At 44.6% G+C, this 17,457-nt stretch carries 23 protein-coding genes and 1 other annotated feature; of the genes, 22 read left to right on the top strand and 1 reads right to left on the bottom strand.

The features are described 5' to 3' along the window. Positions 1-35 precede the first annotated feature (35 nt). From AB5N96_RS02145 to pheA, 12 genes are all read left to right on the top strand, one after another. Entirely contained in the window at positions 36-1,055 is a 1,020-nt protein-coding gene (locus AB5N96_RS02145; protein ID WP_499704532.1) for a rod shape-determining protein, read from the top strand. 12 nt (positions 1,056-1,067) lie between these two features. Beyond that, positions 1,068-1,967 (top strand): rod shape-determining protein MreC, encoded by a 900-nt coding sequence (gene mreC, locus AB5N96_RS02150; protein ID WP_499704533.1) that lies wholly within the window; start codon positions 1,068-1,070, stop codon positions 1,965-1,967. After that, positions 1,964-2,488, top strand: coding sequence for a rod shape-determining protein MreD (gene mreD, locus AB5N96_RS02155; RefSeq protein ID WP_204590274.1), 525 nt, complete (start codon positions 1,964-1,966; stop codon positions 2,486-2,488). The genes mreC and mreD overlap by 4 nt, the downstream gene beginning before the upstream one ends. 17 nt (positions 2,489-2,505) lie before the next feature. After that, complete coding sequence (gene minC / locus AB5N96_RS02160; RefSeq protein ID WP_499704534.1) at positions 2,506-3,177, top strand: septum site-determining protein MinC; 672 nt, start codon at positions 2,506-2,508, stop codon at positions 3,175-3,177. 1 nt (position 3,178) lies between these two features. Next, positions 3,179-3,979: a septum site-determining protein MinD gene (gene minD, locus AB5N96_RS02165; protein ID WP_204590272.1), complete on the top strand. Its 801-nt coding sequence runs from the start codon at positions 3,179-3,181 to the stop codon at positions 3,977-3,979. A 270-nt stretch (positions 3,980-4,249) separates the two neighbouring features. Continuing rightward, positions 4,250-4,327 (top strand) — a sequence feature (ribosomal protein L21 leader region). 14 nt (positions 4,328-4,341) lie between these two features. Beyond that, on the top strand, positions 4,342-4,650 hold the full coding sequence (gene rplU / locus AB5N96_RS02170) for a 50S ribosomal protein L21 (RefSeq protein WP_499704535.1): 309 nt from the start codon (positions 4,342-4,344) through the stop codon (positions 4,648-4,650). A 2-nt stretch (positions 4,651-4,652) separates the two neighbouring features. Further along, on the top strand, positions 4,653-4,985 hold the full coding sequence (locus tag AB5N96_RS02175; RefSeq protein WP_204590270.1) for a ribosomal-processing cysteine protease Prp: 333 nt from the start codon (positions 4,653-4,655) through the stop codon (positions 4,983-4,985). Positions 4,986-5,001: 16 nt separating this feature from the next. Then, on the top strand, positions 5,002-5,292 hold the full coding sequence (gene rpmA, locus AB5N96_RS02180; protein WP_094944214.1) for a 50S ribosomal protein L27: 291 nt from the start codon (positions 5,002-5,004) through the stop codon (positions 5,290-5,292). A 122-nt stretch (positions 5,293-5,414) separates the two neighbouring features. After that, positions 5,415-5,933 carry a Spo0B domain-containing protein gene (locus AB5N96_RS02185; RefSeq protein ID WP_499704536.1) on the top strand — a complete coding sequence of 173 codons (519 nt, stop codon included), beginning with the start codon at positions 5,415-5,417 and terminating at the stop codon, positions 5,931-5,933. 16 nt (positions 5,934-5,949) lie between these two features. After that, positions 5,950-7,239, top strand: a complete 1,290-nt coding sequence (gene obgE, locus AB5N96_RS02190) for a GTPase ObgE (protein WP_204590268.1) — start codon at positions 5,950-5,952, stop codon at positions 7,237-7,239. Positions 7,240-7,306: 67 nt separating this feature from the next. Continuing rightward, a complete protein-coding gene (gene thrR, locus AB5N96_RS02195) occupies positions 7,307-7,762 on the top strand; it encodes a transcriptional regulator ThrR (protein ID WP_204590267.1) in 456 nt (151 codons plus the stop codon). Beyond that, the gene (gene pheA, locus AB5N96_RS02200) at positions 7,762-8,622 is read left to right on the top strand and encodes a prephenate dehydratase (protein WP_499704537.1); all 861 of its coding nucleotides are present in this window, start codon (positions 7,762-7,764) and stop codon (positions 8,620-8,622) included. The genes thrR and pheA overlap by 1 nt, the downstream gene beginning before the upstream one ends. Positions 8,623-8,803: 181 nt before the next feature. Here the strand turns inward: pheA and AB5N96_RS02205 are convergent, their stop codons facing one another. Beyond that, the gene (locus AB5N96_RS02205) at positions 8,804-9,331 is read right to left on the bottom strand and encodes a transcription repressor NadR (protein ID WP_204590265.1); all 528 of its coding nucleotides are present in this window, start codon (positions 9,329-9,331) and stop codon (positions 8,804-8,806) included. 118 nt (positions 9,332-9,449) lie between these two features. On the opposite strand from AB5N96_RS02205, the gene AB5N96_RS02210 reads away from it, so the two are divergent. The 10 genes from AB5N96_RS02210 (at position 9,450) to AB5N96_RS02255 (ending at position 17,433) form a co-directional block, all read left to right on the top strand. Next, positions 9,450-9,683 (top strand): LysM peptidoglycan-binding domain-containing protein, encoded by a 234-nt coding sequence (locus tag AB5N96_RS02210; RefSeq protein WP_499704538.1) that lies wholly within the window; start codon positions 9,450-9,452, stop codon positions 9,681-9,683. Further along, the gene (locus AB5N96_RS02215) at positions 9,643-9,930 is read left to right on the top strand and encodes a hypothetical protein (protein WP_204590263.1); all 288 of its coding nucleotides are present in this window, start codon (positions 9,643-9,645) and stop codon (positions 9,928-9,930) included. Before AB5N96_RS02210 ends, AB5N96_RS02215 begins: the two co-directional genes overlap by 41 nt. Positions 9,931-10,000: 70 nt before the next feature. Continuing rightward, complete coding sequence (gene ruvA / locus AB5N96_RS02220) at positions 10,001-10,606, top strand: Holliday junction branch migration protein RuvA (protein WP_204590262.1); 606 nt, start codon at positions 10,001-10,003, stop codon at positions 10,604-10,606. A gap of 12 nt (positions 10,607-10,618) precedes the next feature. Beyond that, a complete protein-coding gene (gene ruvB, locus AB5N96_RS02225; RefSeq protein ID WP_204590261.1) occupies positions 10,619-11,617 on the top strand; it encodes a Holliday junction branch migration DNA helicase RuvB in 999 nt (332 codons plus the stop codon). Between the two features lie 18 nt (positions 11,618-11,635). Beyond that, positions 11,636-12,679 carry a tRNA preQ1(34) S-adenosylmethionine ribosyltransferase-isomerase QueA gene (gene queA, locus AB5N96_RS02230; RefSeq protein WP_499704539.1) on the top strand — a complete coding sequence of 348 codons (1,044 nt, stop codon included), beginning with the start codon at positions 11,636-11,638 and terminating at the stop codon, positions 12,677-12,679. After that, positions 12,676-13,815, top strand: coding sequence for a tRNA guanosine(34) transglycosylase Tgt (gene tgt, locus AB5N96_RS02235; protein WP_499704540.1), 1,140 nt, complete (start codon positions 12,676-12,678; stop codon positions 13,813-13,815). Before queA ends, tgt begins: the two co-directional genes overlap by 4 nt. A gap of 45 nt (positions 13,816-13,860) precedes the next feature. Next, positions 13,861-14,118 (top strand): preprotein translocase subunit YajC, encoded by a 258-nt coding sequence (gene yajC / locus AB5N96_RS02240; RefSeq protein WP_204590258.1) that lies wholly within the window; start codon positions 13,861-13,863, stop codon positions 14,116-14,118. Positions 14,119-14,291: 173 nt separating this feature from the next. After that, positions 14,292-14,594: a post-transcriptional regulator gene (locus AB5N96_RS02245; protein ID WP_499704541.1), complete on the top strand. Its 303-nt coding sequence runs from the start codon at positions 14,292-14,294 to the stop codon at positions 14,592-14,594. Positions 14,595-14,717: 123 nt separating this feature from the next. Next, positions 14,718-16,991 carry a protein translocase subunit SecDF gene (gene secDF / locus AB5N96_RS02250; protein ID WP_499704542.1) on the top strand — a complete coding sequence of 758 codons (2,274 nt, stop codon included), beginning with the start codon at positions 14,718-14,720 and terminating at the stop codon, positions 16,989-16,991. 85 nt (positions 16,992-17,076) lie between these two features. Next, entirely contained in the window at positions 17,077-17,433 is a 357-nt protein-coding gene (locus AB5N96_RS02255) for a LapA family protein (protein WP_499704543.1), read from the top strand. Positions 17,434-17,457 lie beyond the last annotated feature (24 nt).

Below are 17,457 nucleotides of genomic sequence, written 5' to 3' on the forward strand. Positions count from 1 at the left end.
CACGTATGTGACAGCGATAGAAAGGAAGTTGGACCGTGTTTGGATTTGGAGCAAAAGATATTGGAATTGATTTAGGAACAGCAAATACACTTGTATTTATGAAGGGGAAGGGTATCGTCCTTCGTGAGCCTTCTGTAGTAGCTAAGAACACACAAACAAATGACATCGTAGCAGTTGGAGTTAACGCGCGTAATATGATCGGCCGTACACCAGGGTCAATCGTCGCAATTCGTCCAATGAAAGACGGTGTTATTGCTGACTTTGAAACAACTTCACGTATGATTGAAGACTTTATGAAAAAAGGCTTAAAAGCAGCAGGCTCTTCATGGAGCAAGCCAAATGTAATGATTTGTGTGCCTTACGGAATTACTTCTGTAGAGCAACGCGCAGTCATCGACGCAGCAAAACAAGCAGGTGCACGTGACGCTGTGACGATTGAAGAACCTTTTGCAGCAGCAATTGGTGCAAATCTACCGGTTTGGGAACCAACTGGATCAATGGTCGTCGATATTGGTGGAGGGACGACAGAAGTGGCTGTTATCTCTTTAGGAGGAATTGTAACAAGTGAATCGGTTCGCGTAGCGGGTGACGCTATGGACCAAGCAATCACAAGTTATATTCGTAAAATGTACAACTTAACAATCGGTGAACGTACTTCAGAAGCCATCAAAATGGAAATTGGATCGGCTTTAGTAATCGGTGACGAAGAGAAAATGGAAATCCGTGGTCGTGATTTAGTCACAGGTCTTCCAAAAACAATCGAAATCACGTCAAAAGAAATTGCCGATGCACTTCGTGAGTCAATTACAACAATCATTGACGGTGTGAAACGTACACTTGAAAAAACTCCTCCTGAACTGTCTGCGGATATTATGGAACGCGGCATCATGTTAACAGGTGGCGGAGCACTTTTGAAGAACTTAGATAAAGTGATCAGCGACGAAACAAACATGCCTGTATTCATTGCTGAAGAACCACTTGATTGTGTAGCTGTCGGAACTGGCATGGCACTCGATCATTTAAATGATATTCGTAAACAACAACCACGTAGATAAGGAGACGTTACCATGCCATCACTATTTTCCGCTAAACGGCTGATTGCATTATTGGTGGGCATGATCGTTCTTGTGGTGTTAATCAGTTTTTCACTTCGTGATCGCGGCAACGCAAATATCGCGGAGTCATTGATAAAGGATGTCGTTGGTTTTGGTCAATCACTCGTTGCCAAACCAACGCATTTTGTCGTTGAACGTTATAAAAACATTGAAGATTTTCTCCATACATATGAAGAAAATGAGCGTTTGAAGGCACGCATCCAAGATTATGCCTCTGTTCAAGCCGAAGTCCAGCAACTCCAGCAAGAAAACGCGGAGTTAAAAGAGCTAGTCGGTGTGGAAGAGGACTTGAGCGATTATGAACCGATTCGCGCAACGGTCATCGCACGAAATCCCGATCAATGGGATGAGAAAATCATCTTAGATCGCGGAGCTGTCCATGGTGTCGAAACCAACATGGCGGTCATGACAGCACAAGGTCTGATTGGAAAGGTCACACTTGTTACCAATCGCACCGCGACAGTTGAACTCGTCACTACACAAAATCCTAACAATCGTATTTCTGCTTTTGTAGCAGAAGACGAAACAATTTTTGGTTTGATTGAAGGTTATGATGAAGAACGCAGAGAATTGATTCTGCGCCGCTTAGACACGAACGCAAATGTTGTGGAGGGTCAGAAAATCACGACATCCGGACTAGGAGGCATTTTCCCGAAAGGTATTTATATCGGAGAGGTGACTGAAGTCACGTCGGACGATCACGGACTGACGAAACTAGCGTATGTGAAGCCTGCAGACGATCTCTTGACGCTTAATCAAGTGATTATTGCTTCCCGCGCAATGCCTATGGTGTCAGGTGTAGACGGGCAAGTACAGGAAGAAGAAGTGGTCGAAGGAGAGGACAGCGAATGATTCGTGCTCTTGTCATCTTCGTCGCCATTTTTCTTTTTTACATGGAACCGATTTTCGGGCTATTGTCTCCTGTTAGCATAGGGCCTGAGTTTTATATTTTAGTTCCGCGCTTTCTGATTATTTACCTAGTGTTCGTAGCGATTTATTACAATCGCAAGCGTGCCATGTTGCTCGGTGTGATTTTTGGTCTCTTGTATGATGTGTTTTTCATTGATATTATTGGACTGTATAGCTTTATTTATCCGATTTTAATTTTCATCAGCGTATGGGTCATGCGATATGTGCATCTGAATATTTTCACGCTATCGTTCCTGTTGCTGTTGTTGCTTGCCGGACTAGAGTCTCTGCTTTTCGTGTTCAACACGATTATCGGTTCGAGTGGTTTAGTATTTGATGAGTTTTTAAGATTGCGCCTCGTTCCGACGATGCTCGCAAACTTAGTATTTGTTGCCGCCACTGGCTGGTTTTTCAAATGGCTACTCGTCCAGCGTTATGAACAAAAATATCACGTAAACACATGATAGATGGGGTGAAGTGTTTGTCCAAACAACAAGGAATCACCATCCGAGGAACAAAAGATGGTCTTGTCATGCGGCTCGATGACCAGATGGGGTACCAAGAGCTTCTTGACGAACTCACAGTAAAACTAGCTGAAGAGGCGTTTGATGGTCAGGCGGAGATGACGATTCAACTCGGACATCGTTTTTTAACCGATGAGCAAAAGAAAGACGTCATTCAGTTGATCGAAAAAAGCAAAAAAATACGTATCACCAAAGTACAAAGTGAAGTCATGACGGTTGAAGAATGCAATCAACGTCTAGTTGAAAAGCAATCGGAGACCTATGTCGGCATTGTGCGTTCCGGCCAAATCGTTCGCGCGGAGGGAGACCTCGTCGTAATTGGGGACATCAACCCGAACGGACGTGTCATTGCTGGAGGAAACATCTATGTTCTCGGAAGACTCAAGGGCATTGCTCATGCAGGCGCAAATGGAAACCGAGCAGCAGTTATCGCAGCAAGCTGGCTAGAGGCGACGCATTTGCAGATTGACGATGTACTTGAAACGATGACAGACGAGCTTACAGTATTGTCTCAGCATCCGGAAATGGAATGTGCGTATTTACATACAACAGGGAAGTTGGTTATCGACCGACTCCAAGAATTAAGACGGATTCGTCCGGACATCTCGACGTTTAAAGGAGGAAGCTAATGTGGGACAAGCGATCGTAATTACTTCAGGTAAAGGGGGCGTTGGTAAAACAACATCGACGGCCAACCTGGGAACTGCATTGGCTTTACAAGGCAAGAAAGTGTGTCTTGTAGATACAGATATCGGTCTTCGCAATTTAGATGTAGTCCTCGGACTTGAAAACCGCATCATCTATGATTTAGTGGACGTAGTCGAAGGGCGCTGTAAGGTGCACCAAGCACTCGTCAAAGATAAACGCTTCGACGACAAGCTATTTTTGCTACCGGCTGCTCAAACAGCGGACAAGCATGCGGTGTCTCCGGAGCAAATGAAAGAATTAATTGCTGAATTAAAGCAAGACTATGACTACATTTTGATTGACTGCCCAGCTGGAATCGAGCAAGGCTACAAAAATGCAGTCGCAGGTGCTGATCAAGCAATCGTTGTTACCACTCCTGAAATCTCAGCTGTGCGCGACGCGGACCGTATTATCGGTCTACTTGAGCAAGAACCAAACTTAGAGCCACCCAAACTGATCATCAACCGCATTCGCCAACATCTGATGGATAAAGGTGAAGCGCTGGATGTCAATGAAATCACTACACATCTGTCTATCGATTTACTCGGAATCGTGGCAGACGACGAGCGCGTAATCAGTTCATCGAATAAAGGTGAACCGATTGTGATGGACCCGACTCAAAAGGCATCACAAGGGTACCGTAACATTGCCCGCCGCATTTTAGGTGAGTCAGTGCCATTGATGTCGATGAATGACTCTAAAGGCGGCGTCTTCTCAAAACTCAAATCGATTTTCGGTAAATAATAAAACCCCTGGGGTTGTCTCAAATCACTAGTTGACTTAGTGAGGGACAACCCCAGGGGTTATTTCATTTAATAAGTAAGATTATGTGAAGCCAATTTATTTTGCTACGTACTGTCTTTTTGGTATATATGTATACACAAAATTGATGGAATTGATCTTCTTTCCGCTCATCATTTGGAGTGTGCTTGGAATTGAAAATTATAAGGCGAACAAGTCTTGACTCTCACCCTGTAATTATGCTATTCTATTTGATGTTAGTCTTTGTAGCACCTGTGGCTGCAACCGCTCTGAGAAGGTACAAGAATTCCCTCGGGAATCACCTGATGGCAGGCGAGTCTAAGTATATGAGGAGGTGCAGGAATATGTACGCAATTATTGAAACTGGTGGTAAACAAATCAAAGTTGAGGCTGGTCAAGAGATCTACATCGAGAAATTGAATGTAGACGCTGATGAGACTGTAACATTTGATAAAGTTTTATTCGTTGGTGGGAACGATGTGAAAGTTGGAGCTCCATTCGTGGAAGGCGCAACTGTAACAGCGAAAATCGTGAAGAATGGTAAAGCTAAGAAAATTACTGTCTTCAAATACAAAGCGAAGAAAAACTACCGTAAAAAGCAAGGTCACCGTCAACCGTACACGAAATTAGTAGTTGACGCAATCAACCTATAATCATGATTCGTGTTGAGTTCAACCGAACGGATGCAGGGAAGATTCAGTCATTTTCGATGTCCGGCCACGCTGAATTCGATGACTCAGGTAAAGATCTTGTCTGTGCAGGAGCTTCGGCTGTTGCATTTGGCGCTGTGAATTCTCTATTTGAGAACGCTCAGATCGAACCGATCATTGACCTAGGACAGGACGGAGGCTATTTAGCCGTCGAGCTTCCTCTACTAGAGGATGAGATGACGATGTTGAAAGTTGAAATCATACTCGAAACACTTCGTACATCACTCGAAACGATAGAAAAAGATTATGGTCAGTATATAAAAATATCCTATAACTAAACAGGTGGTGAGACACATGTTAAGATTAGATCTTCAGTTTTTCGCATCGAAAAAGGGAGTAGGTTCGACTAAAAACGGTCGTGACTCTCAATCTAAACGCCTTGGCGCAAAACGCGCTGATGGTCAATTCGTATCTGGTGGTTCAATCCTTTACCGTCAACGCGGTACAAAGATTCACCCAGGTGAAAACGTAGGCCGTGGTGGTGACGATACACTTTTCGCTAAAGTTGATGGAGTAGTTCGTTTCGAGCGCTTCGGACGCGACAAGAAAAAAGTGAGCGTATACCCAACAGCTCAAGAAGCATAAGCTTATCTGTTTAAAGGACTGCACTTGCAGTCCTTTTTATTTTGCTGACTGTGCACATGGAGTGGAATTTATGTGCGAATGAAGGGTATAATAAAGACACCTTAGCTGTGGAGTGGATGAATGTGAAAGAACAATTGGAATTGAATGAAGTATTGCGCGCAGTCAATCACGATACATTAAATCGGCTCCAGGTGATTCAGATGAATCTTGACCTTGGCCGTACGGAAGAGGTCCGTCGGCTGATTGAAGAGTATTCGCTCCGTTGCCAATATTTCTTTCGACTAAACAATGCGGGTTTTATGCAAACGAACAATTGGTTAGAGACGATTCATATGTATCATCCGGAGCTGAAAGCGACCTATGAAGTCGCAGGGACCGAGAAAGCGACACCAGCGCAGGATATGGAATTAGTAGAGATGTTCCAAGTATTCGTCCTACAAATGAAACAGCGGTTTACCGGGTATCACGATCAGCTCATGCATGTGCTATTTTGCATGGATGCACCACTTGAAATTCATATTCAATTTGTGGGGAGCTGGACGGACCTTCAAGGAATCTCGTGTGAACGAGATGCAGAATTTACAACAGAAGTACTGGAATATACAAAAACCTCTCTGAAACTAAAGCTAGTGGCTAGATGAGGACAGGAGTGAGAACATGTTTGTCGATCACGTAAAGATTTATATTAAAGGTGGAGACGGCGGAGACGGTATGGTTGCCTTTCGTCGTGAAAAGTATGTACCAAACGGGGGACCTGCTGGTGGAGACGGTGGACGCGGAGGAAATGTAATTTTTGAAGTCGAAGAAGGCTTACGTACATTAATGGATTTCCGTTTCAAACGTCACTTTAAAGCAGACCGAGGGGAGCACGGAGCAACAAAAGGTATGCACGGGCGCGGAGCAGACGATATGATCGTCAAAGTTCCACCGGGTACAGTCATCATCAATGAAGAAACTGGCGATATCCTTGCTGACTTAGTCGAGCATGGCCAGCAAAAAACAATTGCCAAAGGCGGACGCGGTGGTCGTGGAAACATTCGTTTTGCGACACCACAAAATCCAGCTCCTGAGCTTTCTGAAAAAGGGGAACCAGGGCAAGAGTTGAACGTTATCTTAGAATTAAAAGTATTAGCAGACGTAGGACTCGTCGGCTTCCCAAGCGTTGGGAAATCAACACTATTGTCTGTAGTGTCTGCAGCGAAACCAAAAATCGGTGCTTACCACTTCACAACGATTGTACCGAATCTTGGTATGGTCGATATGGAAAACAACAAGAGCTTCGTCATGGCCGATCTTCCTGGTCTGATCGAAGGGGCATCTGAAGGTGTCGGTCTTGGTCACCAGTTCCTTAAGCACATTGAACGTACACGTGTTATCGTGCACGTCATCGATATGTCCGGAATGGAAGGACGCGATCCATACGAAGACTATTTAACAATCAATGAAGAATTGAAAAACTACAATCTTCGTTTGACAGAACGCCAACAAATTATTGTAGCAAACAAGATGGATATGCCAGACGCAGAAGAAAATCTGCAAGAGTTCAAACAAAAAATTGGCGAAGACGTGAAAATCTTCCCAATCTCTGCAGTATCTCGTCAAGGATTGCAACCACTATTGTATGCCATCTCAGAAACGCTAGAAACAGCGCCTGAGTACCCATTACATGAAGTGGTGGAAGAAGCATCTGACAAGTCTGTTCTTTACAAGCACGAAGCGTCTCGTGATGCATTCGTGATCACACGCGATGATGACGGTGCATTCGTCTTATCTGGTGGCACTGTAGAGCGCGTCTTCAAGATGACTGACTTCTCTCGTGAAGAGTCAATCCGTCGTTTTGCACGTCAATTGCGCGGTATGGGAATTGATGATGCTCTTCGTGAGCGCGGTGCAAAAGATGGCGATACTGTCCGTCTACTTGAATTTGAATTCGAATTTATTGAATAGCACAACTGAAAGCACCCAATTCGGGTGCTTTCCCTACATATAGAGTGAAAAGAAAGGCGGAGTCAATGTGAAGGATGTAACCAATCAGCATTTTTATTTAGTGCGCGAAGATGTATTGACAGAAGCGATGCAGAAAACGTTAGAAGCGAAGGCCCTTCTGCAAACAGGAAAAGTGAATTCAATCTGGGACGCGGTGAAAGAAGTGGATTTGTCGAGAAGTGCATTCTACAAATACCGAGATGCCGTCTTTCCATTCCATTCGATCGTCCAAGAACGCATCCTTACGGTATTCTTACAATTAGAAGACCGTGAAGGAACGCTGGCACGTCTTTTGCAACTAGTCGCAGATAGCCAGTGTAACGTATTGACGATTCACCAAACGATTCCGATCCAGGGTCGCGCGAGTGTAACACTATCCCTCGACGTGACAGCCATGAGCAAAGATATCAATGAGTTTCTCGCTGAAATGAAGCGACTTGATTTCGTGGAAGCAGCGGACGTCATCAGTTCGGGGGCGTTCTAATGACAGAAATTGCTTATCTTGGACCGGAAGCATCGTTTACGCATCTTGCAGCGAAATCCATTTATCCAGCAGATTCCCTCGTTCCGATGCGCACGATTCCTGAATGCATTGAGGCAGTGTCTCAGCAAAAAGCTAGTCTTGCTGTCGTTCCTGTTGAAAATGCACTAGAGGGAACAGTGCCGCTTACGATTGATTATTTGTTCCATGAAGCGGACGTCTACATACAAGCAGAAATTTTAGCGCCTATTGCCCAGCATCTGATGGTGCACCCGGATCACGTGAAGCACTGGGACCGCGTTGAGACGATTTATTCGCATCCTCATGCGCTAGCACAGTGCCACAAGTATTTGTCGTATCGGTTATCGAATGTGCCAACTGAACAGTACTCGTCCACAGCAGCAGCAGCGAAGCTTTGCGCAGAACATCCTGAACTCGCAATTGCTGCGATTGCCAATGAGACAGCTGCGCATGAATACGGGCTCGTAATCGTCGAACGTGACATCCACGATTTTCATTTCAATCACACGCGCTTTTTGGTGCTTGGCTCTAAGAACGATCGGTTGGAACGACCAACAAAAAAAGAGCAGATCAAAACAACATGGATGCTAAAGCTCCCGCAAGACGACCGTCCTGGAATTTTGCATCAAGTGTTGTCCGTCTTTGCATGGCGCCGATTGAACTTGAGTAAAATCGAATCGCGTCCGCTGAAGACAGGTCTCGGCCATTACTTTTTCATTGTCGATATTCTTGAAGAAGAGGACCATATCATGATGAAGGGGGCAGCGGAAGAATTGACGTTCCTTGGCTGCACGGTCAAAACACTCGGATCCTATTATACGTACGAGACAGAAAGTGAATAAGCTTTTCTCAACCCAGCCGAGTGCTGGGTTTTTCAATTGGTGCCTGTCACTATTTGGGAGGAGCTTCCATATGGTGACAGGCACCGGATTGGTCGGCTCCACATCTTAAATCAATAATAATATTATGGAAACTAATTTCACCTCAAAACAAAAACCAGCCCGAAAGCTGGTCTGCAACACTTTAATTCTCGATCAGGTATCCTTTTATTCGTAAGGCATCCTTAGCTGCATCGATTTTCTCCTGGCTGTCTGCAGACAACCAGTGCAAGTGCGTCCCGTCCGTCATCTCTAACAGCAGAGTGGCATTGTTTTCTTTGATCTGCGTCATAAAGGTCGTAATCTCGTTCCGGTTCGATACCTGAACCTGTGCAGAGATTTCCCCATAAACCGGGTGCTCGATGGTCACATCATCCACTGTTACCCCACAATCAACAATGGTTTGTAACTCATCCATTGTATTTTCGGGTAAGTGGAAACACACGACGCGTTCGCGTACCTTTCCCTCACCAGGTGATTCACTAAAGAGGATGTACCCTTGACTGGTCGCTAAAATTGGGTGGCCTGCTACTTTTAGAAGATTGATGTCATTTACAATGACTTGCCGACTGACGTTTGCTTCTTCCGCGAGTGCAGCACCTTTAACTGCGATTCCATGCTCCTCAAGCTTTTGTAAAATCCATTCTCTTCTTTGTTCTCCCTTTTTCCGCATGTAAAATCCCCCGCATCCAGCTATTTGCTCATAGTTTACCACGGCCATCCTTTTTTTTCATGTCACAATTTCAATTTCGTTGCATACGATGTAAAGAAATGAAAAAAGGAGGCAATTTGTGCAAACACATACCGTACAAAAAGGGGACACGATGTGGAAAATCGCGCGTATGTATGGCATCACACTAGATCAGTTGATTGCTGAAAATCCTCAGATTCCGGATCCGAATCGAATCACGGTTGGCATGAAAGTCTATCTTCCCACATCTCTCTTTACAATACACACGGTAAAAGCTGGAGAAAGGTATAAAGTTGATCGACTTCGATCTTGCAAGTTATACAGACCCCGATGATGAATGGATTTTATTGATGCAGCGTTTTCTTCCGTTTGCCGATTACGACCTGCAACTACTGGTCGCTGAAAATCCGGATTTTTTGCGTATTATTGAAGAGCAACCTTCGATCTTGCGGTATCCGAACGAATTGTTCCGCGAATGGCTTGCCTACTTAACTAAACCCCATGTGAAAAAACAAGAACGTTTGTTGGCATTTACGGGGAAAGCGATAGAAAATCACCGGAAACTATGGTATGATAAGTAACATGAAAATGCTCGTGATGGCCGCTACTCTTTAGCGGCCTTCTTTGTTGAGTAAGAAAAGAGGATGCGCCATGTACGACTACATAAAAGGCGAAGTTGCACGGATTACACCAGAATACATCGTCGTTGATCGTGACGGTCTTGGGTTTCAGATTCTCACACCGAATCCGTTCCGTTTTCAAGTGGGATCAGCAGAACTTGTTTATACCTATTTGCAAGTGCGCGAAGATATCCAGCAATTGATTGGCTTCAAAACACTTTCCGAGCGGGAATTGTTTCGAAAGTTGATCCAAGTAACAGGGATCGGACCTAAAGGGGCGCTTGCCATTTTAGCAAGTGGGCAGCCAGACCAAGTCATCGGTGCGATCGAACGAGAAGACGATGCGTTTTTAGTCAAGTTTCCGGGAGTCGGCAAAAAGACGGCACGCCAAATTATCTTGGACCTGAAAGGGAAACTTCATGATCTTGCCGATGAAGAGATTGTTGGCGGCTTATTTGAAGTTGAAGAAGAGGAAGGGACTGGCAATCAGTCACTTGATGAGGCTTTGCAAGCCCTCACTGCTCTTGGCTATTCTGAGCGAGAGTTGAAGAAAATTACACCACTTCTTGAAGAGCTTGAAGGCGAAACAACCGATACGATTATGAAAAAAGCACTGCAGTTACTGTTTGGCAGTTAGGAGGGATGAGCTGTGACAGATCGAGTGATTACAAGTGATGCGACACAATTTGATGAACCGTTTGAAGAGACTTTGCGCCCGGATACATTAAGCTCGTATATTGGCCAAAATCAAATCAAAGAAAACTTGAGCATCTTCATCCAAGCAGCAAAACTTCGAGAAGAGAGTCTAGATCACGTATTGCTTTATGGACCTCCAGGCCTTGGGAAAACAACGCTCGCAGCTGTTATTGCGAATGAGATGGGCGTGCAAATAAGAATGACCAGTGGACCTGCTATTGAGCGTCCTGGTGACTTAGCGGCCATCGTGAGTGCTTTAGAACCCGGTGATGTTTTGTTTATCGATGAGATTCACCGTTTGAACCGAGCAATCGAAGAAGTCTTATATCCTGCGATGGAAGACTTCTGTTTAGATATTGTCGTAGGAAAAGGACCAACTGCAAAATCGATTCGTCTGGATCTGCCTCCCTTTACATTAGTTGGAGCTACAACACGTGCAGGGTCCTTGTCCGCGCCACTCCGCGATCGTTTTGGTGTGTTGTCTCGTCTTGAGTATTACGATGAAGCAGCACTCACTGAAATCGTTCTGAGGAGCAGTCGTTTATTCCAAGCAGAGATCGACCCACGTGCAGCGAGTGAAATTGCCCGACGTTCTCGCGGGACACCACGTATCGCAAACCGTTTACTTAAACGTGTACGTGATTATGCACAAGTGCGCGGGGACGGAAGAATTACGGAGAGTCTCGCGAATGAAGCCTTAGAATTGTTGCAAGTCGACCGACGTGGTCTTGACCACATCGATCATAAGCTTGTACGTGCTATGGCAGAGCGCTTCCGAGGAGGTCCAGTTGGGCTTGATACGTTAGCCGCGAGTGCTGGCGAAGAATCTGCTACTATAGAAGAAGTGTACGAACCATACTTACTACAAATCGGTTTTATCCAACGAACGCCTCGAGGTCGAGTTTTAACACATCTTGCCTACGAGCACCTTGGGTTGCCGTTACCAGAATGATAGAAGAGGACGTTGATTATGAGAGTTGAAGATTTTGATTTCCATCTGCCAGAGGAACTCATCGCACAGACCCCTCTAGCAGACCGGACAAGTAGCAAGTTACTGATTGCTGACTATCCGAACAATGCCGTGCAGCACACTACATTTGCATCGGTACTTGATGAACTACGTCAAGGAGATTGCTTGATTTTAAACGATACGAAGGTAATGCCTGCTCGTTTGATGGGCGTAAAAGAAGAGACGGGTGCTTCTGTTGAAGTCCTCCTCTTAACACAACTCGAAGACGATGAGTGGGAAACTCTTGTGAAGCCTGCAAAACGCGTGAAGATTGGTACGGTGATTTCTTTTGGAGATGGCTTACTAACCGCCACGTGTACAGGAATTAAAGACCACGGCGGACGCCTGTTTAAGATGGCGTATGAGGGGGTCTTTTTTGAGGTGCTCGATCAGCTTGGGGAAATGCCATTACCTCCGTATATCCATGAGAAATTAGAAGACCGTGACCGGTATCAGACGGTGTACGCGAAAGAGCAAGGGTCAGCTGCAGCACCGACTGCTGGTCTTCATTTTACGACAGAGCTACTACAAGCTGCGGCAGACAAAGGTGTAAAAATTGGCTACGTAACATTGCACGTAGGTCTGGGAACTTTCCGACCGGTCAGTGTGGACTCGATTGAAAACCATGAGATGCATGCGGAATTTTACCGTCTTCCAAAGCAAACCGCAGACTTGATCAATGAAACAAAAGCAGTAGGCGGACGCATTGTAGCCGTCGGAACGACATCGACGCGTACACTCGAATCTGTTGCGAAGAAGTTTGATGGGGAGTTAAAAGAAGACAGTGATTGGACGTCTATCTTTATTTTCCCAGGGTTCAAGTTTCAAGTGATAGATGCGATGATCACAAACTTCCACTTGCCGAAATCGACACTCGTGATGCTTGTCAGTGCACTGACGAGCCGTGAATTTATATTAAACGCTTATCAAGAAGCGATTGACCAGCGCTACCGTTTCTTCAGTTTTGGAGATGCGATGCTGATCAAAGGAAAGGATTTTAGATGACAGCGATACGCTACGAACTACTAAAAAAAGATAAACAGACAGGTGCACGACTAGGTATCGTCCACACGCCACATGGGTCGTTTGAAACACCGACATTTATGCCGGTTGGAACGCAAGCGACGGTCAAGACGATGTCTCCAGAAGAAATCAAAGGAATGGATGCAGGAATCATTCTGAGCAACACGTACCACTTATGGTTACGTCCTGGACACGATATCATTCGTGAAGCGGGCGGCTTGCACAAGTTCATGAACTGGGACCGTGCGATTTTAACAGACTCGGGTGGCTTCCAAGTATTCAGTCTGAGTGACATGCGAAAGATTGAAGAGGAAGGTGTTCACTTCCGCAATCATTTAAACGGTGACAAGTTATTCTTGAGCCCTGAAAAGTCAATGGAAGTACAAAATGCACTTGGTTCTGACATCATGATGGCGTTTGATGAGTGCCCGCCGTACCCAGCTTCTCACGAGTACATGAAAGCGTCAGCTGAGCGCACGTCTCGTTGGGCAGAACGTTGTATGACCGCCCACACAAATACAGACAACCAAGGATTGTTCGGCATCATTCAAGGTGGCGAGTATGAAGATCTTCGTCGTCAATCAGCGCAAGATATTATTTCACTCGATTTCCCAGGGTATGCAATCGGTGGTTTGTCTGTTGGAGAACCAAAAGACGTCATGAACCGCGTTCTTGAGTTCACAACGCCTTTAATGCCAGACAACAAGCCGCGTTATTTAATGGGTGTTGGATCACCAGACTCATTGATTGACGGAGCGATTCGTGGTGTCGATATGTTTGATTGTGTTCTTCCGACGCGTATTGCCCGTAACGGCACGATGTTTACGAAAAAAGGCCGTCTAGTAATTAAAGGTGCAAAATTTGCACGTGACTTTGGACCGGTTGATGAGACGTGCGATTGTTATACGTGCAAAAACTATTCACGCGCGTATTTACGTCATTTGTTCAAAGCGGATGAAACATTTGGTCTGCGTTTGGCATCGACACACAATCTACATTTCTTGATGAACCTCATGAAAGACGTGCGTCAAGCGATTCGTGAAGACCGATTGCTCGACTTCAAGGAAGAGTTCTTTGAAGAATACGGCTATAACAAACCGAATGCAAAAAACTTCTAATTCGAGTATAATTAGATAGATTGAGTGAAAGGGGGAATTTTAGAGATGGAAACATTGATAGGCTTATTACCTATTATCGCGATGTTTGCTGTGATGTGGTTCTTCATCATCCGACCAGCACAGAAACGTCAAAAAGCAACAGCGACGATGCAAAACAACTTAAAGCGTGGTGACCAAGTAATCACGGTTGGTGGTTTACATGGTACGATCGATGCGCTTGACGATACAACTGTATTTGTTACAGTGGCAGACGGTACACGTCTTCAGTTCGAGAAAGTGGCAATCGGCCGCGTAGTTGAATAACAAGCAGACCTTACGACAATTTTGTTCGTAAGGTTTTTTTGTTGGGTAAACCCCCTACGACAAGATCACCCTTTTCGAAAAGACATTTGACACATCCTTCATAAATAGATACGATTTTACCTACTACCACAAACTATGAGCGGACAGACAAATTATGCACAGGAGGAAACCATATGGACAAAGGGGAGCAAGCATTGTTCAAGAAAGTAGAGATGGTGCTCGACAGTAAAGTGAGTGAATTTGAACTGTATCACTTTACGACAATCACCAAAGAAGACCTTTGGGACTTTGCGAAATTAAAATTTTGGAAGAAAAAACGGCTCGACGAACTGCCATTGCATCAAATCATTTCGGATATTTATGCGATTTCACCTTCTACCTATATGTCAGTCTCACAGATTCAACAATTTAAAAGTGAAAACTGGTTCTCTGAATTAAAAAAAGAAGATTTAGAAAAATTGCTCAATCCGCGCTAATCAAGGACCAAGGGCATTTGACACACTACACAACGTGATTCATAATAATCATGTTGTGTTTTTTCGGTTTCAGACCGGCGTCTGTGATTCCCCTCGCTTAGGGGAAAAGAAGGGAGAATGAAAATGAAATCCAGAGGAAGAATAGTAGCGTTTTTGCTACTCCTCGTCATCTTTGCAGGAACCATCAGCAGTACTGCAAGTGGCATCCTGAAAGATATTAATCTTGGCCTAGATCTACAAGGTGGTTTCGAAGTTCTCTACGAACTTGAGCCGCTAGATGGAGAATCGACGACATTAAGTGAAGAGACGGTTGCAGATACTGCAGAAGCACTCAATAACCGTATCAACGTACTTGGTGTTAGTGAACCCGTCATCCAAGTCGAACAACAAAATCGAATCCGCGTTCAGCTCCCAGGAGTCGAAGACCAAGCGGCCGCTCGTGAGTTGCTCGCAACAGAAGCCAATCTGACATTCCGTGACGTCAATGATGAATTGATGTTAGATGGAACTGATCTAGTAGAAGGTGGGGCACAAGCGGCATTTGGCCAAAATGGACAACCCATCGTCACGTTACAATTAAAAGACCCAAACAAATTTGCACAAGTGACAGAAGAGTTAGCAGCACGTCCATTTGGACAAAACCTTTTGGTCATCTGGTTAGATTTTGAAGAAGGTGTGGACAGCTACGAAGCTGAGAGGATGAAAGCAGATCCTAAATTTGTTTCTGCACCTCAAGTCTCTCAACGCATCAGTTCTACCAATGTTGAAATCACAGGTGTTTTCACTACAGATGAGACACGCAATCTAGCAGGAGTTTTGAATGCTGGGGCATTACCTGTAAAATTAACGGAAATCTTCTCAACTTCAGTAGGCGCTCAGTTCGGTGAACAAGCGCTAGAGATGACAATTTTAGCTGGAATCATCGGGATTTCAGTCGTGCTGTTGTTCATGTTAGTGTATTATCGTTTGCCAGGCCTTGTGGCAGTCATCACGCTATCTGTCTTTATCTATTTGATCTTGCTCGTATTCGAACTGATCAATGGCGTACTGACGCTTCCTGGTATTGCCGCAATCGTTTTAGGGGTAGGTATGGCCGTCGATGCGAATATCATTACATATGAGCGTATCAAAGAAGAATTGCGTGTCGGTCGCAGCATTAAAGAAGCATTCAAACTAGGTGCAAAACAATCGTTTAGTGCTATCTTGGATGCAAACGTAACTTCTTTACTTGCAGCGGCAGTATTGTTCTACTTTGGAACAAGCTCTGTTAAAGGATTTGCCACGACGCTTATCATCTCGATCTTAGCGAGCTTTATCACCGCTGTATGGGGATCTCGCCTATTACTAGGCCTATTAGTGAACAGTGGGATGTTTGACAACAAACCATTCTTATTCGGTGTTAGCACAAAACGAGTGCATACTCCGGAAGAGAATATGGAGACATTAGATTTATCCACTCCATTTGATAAAATTGATTTCGTTGGTAAACGTAAACCATTCTACATTTTGTCTGTATTCTTACTCGCAGCTGGTATTGCGATGTTATCGATTTTCCAATTGAATCTAGGGATTGATTTCTCTTCGGGTACACGTGTGGAGGTGATGACAGATGGACCTCTTACTTCGGATGAAGTCCGCGCGACAATTGAAGCAGCAGGCTATGAAACAGATGATATCGTAATTTCAGGAGATACTAGCAATATAGCGGTTCTTCGTTATGTGGAAGATTTCACGCAGCAAGAGATTGCAGAATTAAAATCTAGCTTTATCGATGAATTCGGAGTGGAGCCATCGGTCAGCACCGTTTCTCCAACTGTCGGCCAAGAGCTTGCGCGTAACGCAGTGTACGCCCTTGCGATTGCTGCTATCGGAATCATCATCTATGTGGCATTCCGCTTTGAATGGCGATTTGGGGTCTCGGCAATTGTCGCTTTACTCCATGATGCATTCTTCATGATTGCCATCTTTAGCATATTACGACTCGAAGTCGATATTACATTCATTGCGGCTGTCCTGACCATTGTCGGATATTCCATCAATGATACAATCGTGACCTTTGACCGGATTCGAGAAAATCTGCATCGTGCAGGTGTGATTCAAACCGAACAAGAACTAGCTGACATCGTCAATAAGTCACTTCGTCAAACGCTTGTCCGTTCAGTGATTACCGTTTTGACAGTCGTATTTGTTGTCGTATCACTTATCATCTTCGGTGCACCATCCATTCAAAACTTCTCAATCGCATTGTTGATCGGATTGATTGCAGGAACGTATTCATCCATCTTCATCGCAGCACAGCTTTGGTTTGAACTAAAGCGCAAACAATTGTTCAAAAAAGGAACGATTGATGTAGCGGCAGAAAAGAAACAATGGGGTTCAGACGAGCCAGTTGTCTAATAGTTTCAAGTTTTAAACAATCGGGGTATAGTGAATCTATACCTCGATTTTTTTATGGGGGAGACCTACATAGGGAGATGATAGTATGAAAGCACAATGGGCAATTTTACTTGGACTCATTTTAGCGATCGTCATCGCAATCTTTGCCGTTGTCAATGTGGATGCAGTACCTGTCAATTATTTATTCGGAGAAGCAGACTGGCCATTAATCTTAGTCATCTTAGGTTCAGCATTACTAGGAGCTCTTGTTAGCGGTATGTTCGCGATTGTTCGAACGTTTACGTTAAGTCGCAAAGTGAAGGCACTCGAAGCTGAAAAATCAAAACGAGATGCTGAACTGCACGCAACGCAAAATGAATTGTCAGTTTATCGGGAACGTGAGACATCAACACGCTCGGCAGAACAAAATCATGAAGAATCCATGAATAAACCAACACTTTAATTCAGGAACCTGTCCAAGAGGGCA

The organism is Chryseomicrobium imtechense (genome assembly GCF_041475995.1).
Classification (GTDB): Bacteria; Bacillota; Bacilli; order Bacillales_A; family Planococcaceae; genus Chryseomicrobium; species Chryseomicrobium aureum.

Excerpts from the sequence above, each read along its gene's own strand:
- mreC (WP_499704533.1), top strand. The coding sequence starts at position 1,068 with ATGCCATCACTATTTTCCGCTAAACGGCTGATTGCATTATTGGTGGGC.
- mreD (WP_204590274.1), top strand. The coding sequence starts at position 1,964 with ATGATTCGTGCTCTTGTCATCTTCGTCGCCATTTTTCTTTTTTACATG.
- rplU (WP_499704535.1), top strand. The coding sequence starts at position 4,342 with ATGTACGCAATTATTGAAACTGGTGGTAAACAAATCAAAGTTGAGGCT.
- AB5N96_RS02175 (WP_204590270.1), top strand. The coding sequence starts at position 4,653 with ATGATTCGTGTTGAGTTCAACCGAACGGATGCAGGGAAGATTCAGTCA.
- rpmA (WP_094944214.1), top strand. The coding sequence starts at position 5,002 with ATGTTAAGATTAGATCTTCAGTTTTTCGCATCGAAAAAGGGAGTAGGT.
- obgE (WP_204590268.1), top strand. The coding sequence starts at position 5,950 with ATGTTTGTCGATCACGTAAAGATTTATATTAAAGGTGGAGACGGCGGA.
- pheA (WP_499704537.1), top strand. The coding sequence starts at position 7,762 with ATGACAGAAATTGCTTATCTTGGACCGGAAGCATCGTTTACGCATCTT.
- AB5N96_RS02205 (WP_204590265.1), bottom strand. The coding sequence starts at position 9,331 with ATGCGGAAAAAGGGAGAACAAAGAAGAGAATGGATTTTACAAAAGCTT.
- ruvA (WP_204590262.1), top strand. The coding sequence starts at position 10,001 with ATGTACGACTACATAAAAGGCGAAGTTGCACGGATTACACCAGAATAC.
- queA (WP_499704539.1), top strand. The coding sequence starts at position 11,636 with ATGAGAGTTGAAGATTTTGATTTCCATCTGCCAGAGGAACTCATCGCA.
- tgt (WP_499704540.1), top strand. The coding sequence starts at position 12,676 with ATGACAGCGATACGCTACGAACTACTAAAAAAAGATAAACAGACAGGT.
- yajC (WP_204590258.1), top strand. The coding sequence starts at position 13,861 with ATGGAAACATTGATAGGCTTATTACCTATTATCGCGATGTTTGCTGTG.
- AB5N96_RS02245 (WP_499704541.1), top strand. The coding sequence starts at position 14,292 with ATGGACAAAGGGGAGCAAGCATTGTTCAAGAAAGTAGAGATGGTGCTC.
- secDF (WP_499704542.1), top strand. The coding sequence starts at position 14,718 with ATGAAATCCAGAGGAAGAATAGTAGCGTTTTTGCTACTCCTCGTCATC.
- AB5N96_RS02255 (WP_499704543.1), top strand. The coding sequence starts at position 17,077 with ATGAAAGCACAATGGGCAATTTTACTTGGACTCATTTTAGCGATCGTC.